Source organism: Thermodesulfovibrionales bacterium, assembly GCA_035622735.1.
In the GTDB taxonomy this organism is placed as follows: Bacteria; Nitrospirota; Thermodesulfovibrionia; order Thermodesulfovibrionales; family UBA9159; genus DASPUT01.
Map to the genome: position 1 here is coordinate 1 of DASPUT010000063.1, position 6,217 is coordinate 6,217.

Genomic DNA, 6,217 nt, shown 5'->3' on the forward strand with positions numbered 1-6,217 from the left:
CCTGCGATATCATGAGGGCGACATCCCGTTTTTCCGTATTCTGAAACTCCGTGACTACTGCCGGGAAGGGTCTGGCCTGCGCGAAGACGTCGGACGGGGGCCAGATGAGGTTTGGAGGGAAATAGGTCGGGAGATAGATGCCCTTGAAGTTCAGTTTCTTCCTCACTTCTTCAATGCTCCCGTATCTTCGCATGGAATCTGCCTGAAGCGCTGTGGGCAGCCAATTCATGACCTTCAGCGATACGATGAGGAGCGCAACCATTACCCCAAAAGAAAGAAAACCGAGAAATTTCCTGCGCACGTCGCCCTCCTTCTTTGTCAAACAATAAAGTAGTTTATCGTGATTATCACAACCAGGGTAAGTGTCAATTGCAGCCAGGCCTTCCCCTCACGCTCCCCCGGACCCTCTTCGAGCCTCAGAATCCTGCTCTCTATATGAATATTATGGCTGAATTCCTCGAGTGATTCCCTCAGGCGGGTAATATCTTGAAACTGCACGAGTTGCAGAGCTTTACCTTTATAATAGAGCTTCTTCAGGGTTTCCGAAAGTGCGTGGGGGTTCTGCGTTAGAGCGACCGCCATATCGTCGCAGATTTTTTCTTCTTCCTGCACGATCCTCCTGAATTCGAGAAGGACCACGGGATTGAAGAACATGAGTATTCGGAGAAAAAAAACAACAACGAGAAAAGGCCGCTTGTTCCTCATAATATGCGCGAGTTCGTGGGCGATCGCCGCCTGCATCTCGTCAACCGTGAGCGCGCTGACGAGTTCCGTCGAGAGAAAGATCGCGGCGTTTTTGCCGGTGGTCGAAAACAGGATGAACTCCTCATCATCGATAACATAGACGCCGGGCCTTTCTCCGGACAGTCCGCGCAGCGCCTGACCGACGACGGAATGCTCGCCGGCCTCCTCCATGTCCGGGTCTGGTCCTTTCGATTCGAATGTATGCCTCACCACAGGGATAAGCTCCTGAAAGAGAAATATCGCGGTTGTAATAAGCAAAAGGCCGAAGAAGAGAAACCCCGCCGAAATCGTCCCCCACAATGTCGGGGTCAGCCATCCGTTGATATTAAAAATCGCCTCCGCGCGGAAAGAGAGGGAACCCCTGTCTGGGTTCAATACCTGATAAAGGGGGAAAGAGAAAACAGGAACCAAGACCACGATGAGACGAAACCTCTGTTTCACCAAGGGGTCTTTAATCCTCCATATCACAAAGGCCCGGTCCACGACGACGGCAGCGATGAAGGAATGGAAGACCGACTGAGCCAGATACATGCCTGGATAGGTATTAAGAAAGTTCGCAATATCCATGGGCATTGTCTGACCTTTTGAAAAGATACCGTGTCATCCGGTGAAGCCCATCATGAAACAACCTCCATCCCGAGCATTCTCCGGGGGTTGACTATCCCTGCCTCTCGTATCGCCTCAAGGGGTATCCCCTCTTCTTCGAGCACGTGAACCGCATCTGCGATGCCCCCGCCTCCGCCGATAAGGACTCCCTCCGCTCCGTGGAGAGGTTTCCCCGCGATCTTCGCCCCCTTGACGGAATCGGATACAAGGACGATCCTGTCCCATCTCTTTACCGAGAAGATGAGTTTCAACGTCTCACGATGAAGATGCACGCCGTCCGCAATCACTTCACTATAGGTGTCCCTGTCGAGCATCCCGAAGCCGGCAAGACCCGGTTCCCGGTGATGGAAGGGCCTCATCGCATTGAAGATGTGGGTGACCCCTGTTGCACCTGCGCTCTTGCCCTCCAAAGCCTCTCTGAGCGTTGCCTCGGAATGGCCCATATTCACCCTGATTCCCCGGGCAACAGATGCTTCGATGACCCGCAACGCCCCGGGGATTTCAGGCGCGATCGTCATTATCCTGACGACCTCCTCATGCCCGTCCAGCAACTTCTTCAGCGAATTGAGGGACGGCCTTATAAATGAGTCTTCCCGCAGCGCACCGCTCCGGAGGGGGTTGAGAAAAGGGCCTTCAAGGTGGACACCGAGTATACTCGCTGCGTGCTCATGAGGGGCTGTCGCCTTCTGCATTTCCATGGCCCTTCTGACAGCCTCAATCTGCTCCCTCATGTCGCTCATTGAGCCTGAATAGATTGTCGGAAGGACCGCTGAGGCGCCTGCCTTTGCATGAAGCTCGGCCATTTTCAGTATAGCCTCCGGGTCGGTAGTGCGCGTGTCGTATCTGCCGAATCCGTGAGTATGGAGATCGACAAAACCCTGAAGTTTCATAGCAGCCCTATTGTAGCACTGAAGGATTATTATTCACAGGGTCATTCACGCCCGCAACGTTAGCCCTGGCGGGAAGGGAAAGGGAATCTCTTGGGCCGGAAATGATCTCGGATGATCGAATCCGTTCTCTGACGATCTCCGGTTACTTATTTTCGGAAGGCAATTCCATGTGCCGAATTATCTTGCCCTCAACAAGGTAGATAACCATTTCGGAGATATTCGTTGCATGGTCGGCGATGCGCTCCAGGTATTGAGCGATAAAGCTTATCTTCATCGCCCTCGTAACGGTCGTCGGGTCCTGGACCATGAAAAAGGCGAGTTCCTGCAAGACGTCATGCTTCAGGGTATCCACTTCGTCGTCTCTCATGATCACGTCCATGGCGAGCCTCTTGTCTTTTCTCACAAAGGCATCGAGGGCATCTCTCGTCATTCCCTGCGCAATCTGACTCATCCTCGGAATGTCTATGTAGGGCTTGAGAAGCGGCTCTTCATTCAGCTCAAGCGCCCTCTCGGCGATATTGACCGCCATATCTCCCATCCTTTCGAGGTCGGTGGTAATCTTCATCGCCGTCGTTATGAACCGGAGATCACCCGCCTTCGGCTGCATCAACGCGATGAGGCGGATAGACTCCTCATCGATCTCGACGTCGAGGGTATTCACCTGATGATCTCTCTCTATGACGCGCCTGGCGAGCTCGTTATCTCTTTCAACAAGAGCATGAACAGCCTCTTTGACCGCACTCTCCACCATGCCCCCCATCTTCAGGATCGTTTCCTTGAGCCGTTTCAATTCGTCTTCAAAGATCATTATCCGAACCTCCCCGTCACATAATCCTCTGTGAGCTTTTCAGACGGCGCGGTAAAGATCCTGTCCGTCTTGTCGAACTCGATGAGTTCTCCGAGCATCAAGAACCCCGTCCAGTCTGAAATCCTCGCAGCCTGCTGCATATTATGGGTAACGATAATTATCGTGACCTTCTTTTTGAGCTGAATGAGAAGTTCCTCGATCTTTCCCGTCGATATCGGATCGAGTGCCGATGTCGGCTCGTCAAAGAGCAACACCTCCGGCTCAACGGCCAGGGCCCTCGCGATGACGAGCCTCTGCTGCTGCCCTCCGGAGAGTTCATAGGCGCTGACGCCCAGTTTGTCTTTCACTTCATCCCAGATCGCTGCGTTCTTCAGTGCCCTTTCGACCTTTTCCGAAAGGTCGGAACGCCTCTTCACTCCCCTCAGTCTGAGACCATAGGCTATGTTGTCAAATATCGTCATAGGGAACGGGGTCGGCTTCTGAAATACCATCCCGATGTTGCTCCTGAGGCCGATAAGATCAACGCCGTCTGAGAGGATGTCTCTGCCCTGAAAGATTATTTCTCCCTCGTACCGGTTCTTGGGATAGAGGTCATGCATCCTGTTGAAACAGCGGAGAAGCGTTGTCTTGCCGCATCCGGAGGGGCCTATTAACGCGGTCACCGCGTTTTTATAGGCGATCACGTTTATCTGCTTGAGGGCATGGACGTTCCCGTTATAATAAAAATTCAGATTCCTCGTCTCGAGCTCTACGTTTTCCGTCATTTGTATCTCCATCTGATAATGAGTCTGCCGAGGATAGTGATGCCGAGGATCACGACGGTGATGACAAAAGATGCTGCCCATGCCTGTGCATGCCAGTCTTCATAGGGCCCCATGGCGTACTGGAATATGCTCGCGGTCAGGGAGGCTACGGGTTTCGTCATATCGACGGAGAAATACGCGTTATTGAACGATGTGAAGAGCAGCGGCGCGGTCTCCCCTGCCACCCTCGCTATAGAGAGCAGAATTCCCGTAAGAATGCCGGTCGCCGCGCCACGGTAGACGACCTGGATAATCACCTTATAATAAGGAGCACCAAGCGCAAAGGCAGCCTCCCTCAATGTCCAGGGAACGAGCGAAAGCATATCTTCAGTCGTCCTCAACACCACAGGGATCATGATAATCGCGAGAGCGGCAGCACCCGCCCACCCATTGAAGTGCCCGACCGGCCTCACGAGTATCGCGTATGCGAAGGTCCCAATGACGATGGAAGGCACGCTCACCATGATATCAGCCAGAATGCTGATAATCCGTGATATCGCCGTTCCTCTCGCGTATTCCGCGAGAAAGGTCCCTCCCAAAATGCCGATCGGGACGCCTATCAGGGTCGCAAAAAGAGTTATCAGGAACTGTCCGACAAAGGCATTTCTCAACCCGCCGCCAGCAACTCCCGCGGGGGTAGGGTCGTTGAGGAAAAGACCGATCTGCAGCGCCCCTATGCCGTGAAAAAGCACATCGCCGAGGATGAAGATGAGACAGAAGAGTCCGAAGGCGGCGGCAAGGGTGCTCACGAAAAGGGCGATCACGCTTTCGAGTTTCCTCCTCTCCTCCAGGGTCATCGTGAATACCCCCTTTCCGCCTTGAGAAGGAAGAACTTAGCGACGGCGAGGACGATAAAACTCAATGCAAAGAGGACGAGCGCGAGATAGAAGAGGGAAGAGAGATACAGGTCCGTGTCGGCCTCGGTAAACTCGTTGGCGAGCGTGACGGTGATCGTCGCAGCGGCCTGAAAGAGAGAGGTCGTTATCTTGTGGTTATTCCCGAGGACGAAGGCGACGGCCATTGTCTCGCCGAGCGCTCTCCCGAGGGAGAGGGCGATACCTCCGAAGACTCCGAGTTTCGAATAGGGGAGGATGACATCCCTCACGACCTCCCATTTCGTGGTACCGACGGCATAGGCCGATTCCTTCACAACGGCGGGGGTGAGATTAAAGGCATCCCTCGAGATACTCGCGGTGAAGGGAATAATCATGATGCTCAGGACAACGCTCGCGGTGAGAATATCTATTCCCATCGGCGTGCCCTGAAACAGGATCCCGAGAAAGGGAAGTTTTCCCAGCGTCTTCTGGAGTGCAGGCTCGATATAATGGGACATGATAGGCGCTACGGTAAAAAGCCCCCACATTCCATAGATGATACTCGGGATTGCAGCAAGGAGTTCTATCGCGACTCCGATAGGACCCTTCAGGAAATTCGGGGATATCTCGGTGACAAATATAGCGATTCCGATGGCGGTCGGCACCGCGATGAGAAGGGCGAGGAACGTCGTCACGACCGTCCCGAAGACCGTTGTCGCCGCACCGAACGATTCTCTCACTGGATTCCAGTCCGTCGATGTGAGGAATCGGAGAATTCCGAATTTCTTCATAGAAAGGGAGGACTCGTGCAGCAAGACCACAAAGATCCCGACCACGAGAAGAATGATGGTGAATGACGCAACTGCGGTTAGAAATGAAAAAGAGAAGTCGACAGCATTCTTTCTATAAATTACCGGCAATTACGTCGCTCCTTTTGCGGATTTTGGGTATCGTTATTCCGGTGCGGCAAAAACAAAAAAAAATTATCAAAGGGTCAGGTATAGGATACAACCTGACCCTTTAAATTTCAATCAGTCGAAGCAGCTTTTCAGAATATGCCGTTCGCTTTCCAGTATGCCCTGACCTTCTCTTTCAGGGATTTCGGCAGGGGCACGTAAATGAGTTCCTTTGCCTTACTATCGCCGTTCTTGAATGCCCAGTCAAAGAATTTGACTACCTTCGCGTTCGAATCCTTCTTCTCCTTCGCGAGGAGAATGAAGGTCGCTCCTGCGATCGGCCAGGACGTCTTGCCCGGGGTGTTGTTCAGCCAGGCATAGAAATCCTTCTTTGCATCGAAATCACCGGACTCGGCAGCATCTTCGAAGGCCTCAAAGCTCGGTGTAACGAAGTTCCCCGCCTTATTCTTGAGCTGCGCGTAGACCAGCTTATTCTGCTTTGCATAGGCAAACTCCACGTACCCTATGGAGTTGGCGGTCTGCTTCACATAGTTTGCTACTCCCTCGTTCCCCTTGCCGCCGATTCCTACAGGCCACTGGACCGACTTGCCTTCCCCAACCTTAGTCTTGAAATCGGCACAGGTTTCACTGAGAT

General features: G+C 53.0%; 8 protein-coding genes. All 8 read right to left on the reverse strand.

What is annotated here, in order from left to right:
* Positions 1 to 301: hypothetical protein (locus VEI96_03420; protein ID HXX57027.1), on the reverse strand; the 301-nt coding region annotated here is incomplete at its 3' end.
* 17 nt (positions 302 to 318) lie between these two features.
* Positions 319 to 1,311, reverse strand: coding sequence for a M56 family metallopeptidase (locus VEI96_03425; protein ID HXX57028.1), 993 nt, complete (start codon positions 1,309 to 1,311; stop codon positions 319 to 321).
* Positions 1,312 to 1,361: 50 nt separating this feature from the next.
* Complete coding sequence (locus VEI96_03430) at positions 1,362 to 2,240, reverse strand: amidohydrolase family protein (protein ID HXX57029.1); 879 nt, start codon at positions 2,238 to 2,240, stop codon at positions 1,362 to 1,364.
* Positions 2,241 to 2,382: 142 nt separating this feature from the next.
* Entirely contained in the window at positions 2,383 to 3,048 is a 666-nt protein-coding gene (phoU, locus tag VEI96_03435) for a phosphate signaling complex protein PhoU (protein HXX57030.1), read from the reverse strand.
* On the reverse strand, positions 3,048 to 3,812 hold the full coding sequence (gene pstB, locus VEI96_03440; GenBank protein ID HXX57031.1) for a phosphate ABC transporter ATP-binding protein PstB: 765 nt from the start codon (positions 3,810 to 3,812) through the stop codon (positions 3,048 to 3,050). Before pstB ends, phoU begins: the two co-directional genes overlap by 1 nt.
* Positions 3,809 to 4,648, reverse strand: coding sequence for a phosphate ABC transporter permease PstA (gene pstA, locus VEI96_03445; GenBank protein ID HXX57032.1), 840 nt, complete (start codon positions 4,646 to 4,648; stop codon positions 3,809 to 3,811). The genes pstB and pstA overlap by 4 nt, the downstream gene beginning before the upstream one ends.
* Positions 4,645 to 5,586 (reverse strand): phosphate ABC transporter permease subunit PstC, encoded by a 942-nt coding sequence (pstC, locus tag VEI96_03450; protein ID HXX57033.1) that lies wholly within the window; start codon positions 5,584 to 5,586, stop codon positions 4,645 to 4,647. Before pstC ends, pstA begins: the two co-directional genes overlap by 4 nt.
* A 128-nt stretch (positions 5,587 to 5,714) precedes the next feature.
* A partial coding sequence (locus VEI96_03455; GenBank protein HXX57034.1) for a phosphate ABC transporter substrate-binding protein PstS occupies positions 5,715 to 6,217 on the reverse strand: 503 nt, incomplete at its 5' end.

Coding starts and splice junctions, on each gene's coding strand:
- VEI96_03425 (HXX57028.1), bottom strand. CDS start 1,311: ATGGATATTGCGAACTTTCTTAATACCTATCCAGGCATGTATCTGGCT.
- VEI96_03430 (HXX57029.1), bottom strand. CDS start 2,240: ATGAAACTTCAGGGTTTTGTCGATCTCCATACTCACGGATTCGGCAGA.
- phoU (HXX57030.1), bottom strand. CDS start 3,048: ATGATCTTTGAAGACGAATTGAAACGGCTCAAGGAAACGATCCTGAAG.
- pstB (HXX57031.1), bottom strand. CDS start 3,812: ATGACGGAAAACGTAGAGCTCGAGACGAGGAATCTGAATTTTTATTAT.
- pstA (HXX57032.1), bottom strand. CDS start 4,648: ATGACCCTGGAGGAGAGGAGGAAACTCGAAAGCGTGATCGCCCTTTTC.